This is a genomic window from Anaerostipes sp. Marseille-Q3525, assembly GCF_018223505.1.
GTDB classification, from domain to species: Bacteria; Bacillota; Clostridia; order Lachnospirales; family Lachnospiraceae; genus Anaerostipes; species Anaerostipes amylophilus.
Window position 1 is genome coordinate 1 of the sequence record NZ_JAGTTT010000067.1, and the last position, 2,407, is coordinate 2,407.

Annotated in this window: 3 protein-coding genes; 1 reads left to right on the forward strand and 2 read right to left on the reverse strand. The window is 28.6% G+C overall.

Annotated elements, in window-relative coordinates; all coding sequences use genetic code 11:
* The coding region (locus KE503_RS14250) for a hypothetical protein (RefSeq protein ID WP_212385703.1) at nt 1-302 on the forward strand (302 nt) is incomplete at its 5' end.
* 493 nt (nt 303-795) lie between these two features.
* On the opposite strand, the gene KE503_RS14765 is transcribed toward KE503_RS14250, so the two are convergent.
* A complete protein-coding gene (locus tag KE503_RS14765; RefSeq protein ID WP_274603832.1) occupies nt 796-918 on the reverse strand; it encodes a hypothetical protein in 123 nt (40 codons plus the stop codon).
* Nucleotides 915-2,171, reverse strand: a complete 1,257-nt coding sequence (locus KE503_RS14255) for a relaxase/mobilization nuclease domain-containing protein (protein WP_212385705.1) — start codon at nt 2,169-2,171, stop codon at nt 915-917. The genes KE503_RS14765 and KE503_RS14255 overlap by 4 nt, the downstream gene beginning before the upstream one ends.
* Nucleotides 2,172-2,407: the final 236 nt, after the last annotated feature.

Sequence of the window (2,407 nt, forward strand, 5' to 3'; positions counted from 1 at the left end):
CTTTTATTGTACTTTGTTATGTATTTGGAAGCATATATTCACTGATTACAAATGGATTTGTAATAGAAAGAAAATTACAATATATTACAATTGCTGTGATTTGCAAACCAATTATGTATCTTATATTAGGATTGATGTTTGGCTTGTTGATATATATGGAAGTTTTTTCTAAAGTTACGAAAAAGCAAATGATGATAGAGATGCTAATTGTAGAAATTCCAATTGTAATAAGTGTATTAAATGAATTTATAAGAGATCTATTAGTGAATATATGCTTCCAAATACATAACAAAGTACAATAAAAGTAATACTCCAAACTATATGATATATCAAACTTTTTTTGTTCATTACTTTTCCTCCTTTATTAAATCTTAAGGTTCCACAAACCTTATGAAATCTGATAACAGGAGTGCGGTAAACCCAAGAAAACTTTGCTTATAATTATAAATAAATATTTTGTTTTAACTTACAATTTATGATATACTTTTTTATATCCGTATAATATTTATCCTTTTGAAAGGATTCTTTGGTTGGTTGCCATTTGTATGTTATATGGATTTTTTTAATTATAAACACCTCCTTAAAATATAATAGTATTGTATTTATTCACAATTTCAATCATATATCATCTCCTTCTTAATATATTTTTAATTACCTCGTGTTCTATTTATTTCATTATATAGTTATATATATGTTATTGTCAACTATTACTTATTTTATCTATGTATTGTTTTAAAAATAATTTGCAACCAGTAAACAGTTGCAAATATTTTCAAATTACTTGTATTTGTTACATTAAAACATCCACCACATTTTTATTCGAAATCTTATAGGTAATTTTACTTCTTTATGCTCTTGTCTCAAAAAATCTTGAATATATTCCTTCCCTGCAATTTTAATTGCTTCCTCAAATTTCATAGTTTTCCCCTCTCTTTATTTTTTTGTTTTTTATTTTCTATTTCTCTCATAATACTATATGTCATTTGTTTTTCTTTCCGAATATCTTCCAATACATTATTTATTCTTTTTAATTCATTTTTTACCTTTAGCTGCTCGTCCACTGGTATCTTTTCTTCCTGTATATTTTTTGTTTTTTGCTTCTGATTATAAATCTTTTTTCTTATTTTTTGTGCCTCTTTCTCCAATTTCCATAATTCCTGATTTCTTTGTACAATCTGTGATTTTTTATAATATCCTCTGGATTGTAAATACATTGCCTGTCGAATATATTTCTTTTGATCATAATAAAATGATCGATCTGAATTTCTGGATCGGTCATTTTTATACTTTTGTCCACGCCAAATAAATAATATAATTCTTTTTTGTATTCCTTGGACATTCATATTGAACTTTTTCTTATATTTACGTTGATTCTGTATCTTATATTCTGTTCCTTTCCTTTTCTTCTCTTCATATATTCTTTGCTCCAAACGTTCTTTTGTGTACTCTTCTCCCAACTGAGCTGTTCTTCGAAAACGTTTCTTTCCCATCTTTTTAGGAAAGATGGATAAATATTTTCCATCTTTCCATTCATAATCTCTTTTCGTCAGCTCTAGTAAAAACTCCTGATACGTGCTTACTTCTTGAATCATATCATCAATCCCTGCCCTTAGAAAATCATCCCATTTGTTCTTATGCTCTCCATATCGTTCTTGATCTACTCTTTCTTCCAATCGTAATTCCTTCAATCCCCATTTTTTACACACCTTATTCACACACGGCAAAATGTCCTTTTCCCAATCTCCTTTTTTATAATGATATTTCATGCCTTTCACACAATCAATTGAATTAAAGATCAAATGCCCATGCAAATGTTCCGTATTATCATGGACCGCATAGACACATTCATAGACATCTTTTAAGTATTCTCTCTGGATTTCATCAATAATTTGAACGGCTTCTTCTGGTGTTATATGATCCTGATCTGCAAAACTGATAATAAAATGATATCCCTGTCTTCCCCATTCCTTGCCAAAGATTCTTTTCGTATGTAACATTCTTTCATAAATCTGCTCTGAATTAATTTGATTTACATACAATGCTTGATTTACTTTCACATACTTTTGATCATTCGTTTTTTCTGGATTCATAATATATTCGATTGCTCTCTTCAAATGTCTGGATGGATTACCTGCCGTTTCTTTCATATGCATTAATTTTGAAATTGCCATATCTTTGCCTCCCTAAAAAATATATTTTTAACAGCACCTACTCTACTTTTTCTCATTTTTGATACCTCTTTTAAATTAACATAAAACATGTCCCATATTGTCTAAATTACTCCCTATATAGTCAAGTCTTTTTTCCTTATTTTTCAAGGATTTTTTAGTTCCATATCTCAGATGAATGAGCCAAGAGGATGGACATTTCTCTGTATCTGGTACGAAAGTAGAGGGTTTTGGGTACA